Source organism: Pseudomonas sp. CM27 (assembly GCF_013179515.1).
Classification (GTDB): domain Bacteria; phylum Pseudomonadota; class Gammaproteobacteria; order Pseudomonadales; family Pseudomonadaceae; genus Aquipseudomonas.
In genome coordinates this window covers 1-999 of the sequence record NZ_JABMCN010000456.1, presented here as the reverse complement: position 1 = coordinate 999, position 999 = coordinate 1, and the positions used below count along the sequence as shown (strand labels likewise).

Sequence of the window (999 nt, the reverse complement as noted above, 5' to 3'; positions counted from 1 at the left end):
AGCGCCTGCTGGCTCAGCTACTGGCTGACCCGCCTGGCAACCTGCTGCTGATCTTCGCCAGGCGTACCGATGTGGCTGTCGGCAATGCCATGCCCACCTTGCCGGCAACCCTGCGCAGTACCACGCTGACCCTGCGTCCGCTGGCCGTTGGTGCGGTAGCCGAACTGATCGGCGAGCGCTACCACGTCGGCCCTGAGCAAGCGTTGCCGCTAGCCGGGCTGGTGCACGAAAAGACCGCGGGCAACCCGTTTTTCATCAACCAGATTCTCCGGGCCATGGTCGAAGACCAGCTGTTCAACTTCGACACCCAGGCCATGCGCTGGTCGTGGTGCCTGCAGGCAGTGGCCCGCCACCGCTATGCCGACAATGTTGCCGACCTGATGATCCACCGCCTGACACGCCTGCCAGCGGCGCAACGCGATGTGCTGCGAGTCGCCAGCGCGGCCGGCAACCGATGTGATGATGGCTTGCTCCACCAGGTCCTCGCAGAGCCACCAGGCGAACCGTTGAAAGCCTTGATTGCCGCCGGTTTCCTGTTGCCTGGCCAGAAAGGCCTGGGCTTTGCCCATGACCGGGTAATGGAGGCGGCTTACCAGCTCACGCCGATACCCGAGCGTGCCTCGCTGCATGGGCAGATTGCCCAGGCCATGCTCGGGGCCTGGCCCGAGCATTTGCACGAAGTGCTGTTCGAACTCGCCCACCAGCTGCAAAGCGCCGACCCATGCGGGTTTGCAGCGAACGACCGCGAAGTGTTCCTGCAGCTTTTGTGCGAAGCGGCATCGCGCACCCGCGACAGCGGTGCCTTTGCACAGGCAGTCAGCTACCTGCACACGGCCGACCAGCTACTGAACCACGGCGGCACGCTGCAAAGCCGCGCCAGCCATGGCTTTGCCATCGCCTGCATGGCGGCAGAGTGCGACATGCAACTGTCGCGCATGAGCGCGGCCGAGGCCCAGGTCGGCGTATGCCGGCAGCGCGCACGCACGCCGCTGGACCAGG

The 999-nt window shown here is 65.5% G+C and carries 1 pseudogene; it reads left to right on the top strand.

Features of this window, described 5'->3' with window-relative positions:
- Positions 1 to 999: pseudogene (locus tag HP547_RS28915) on the top strand (histidine kinase); the annotation flags it as partial.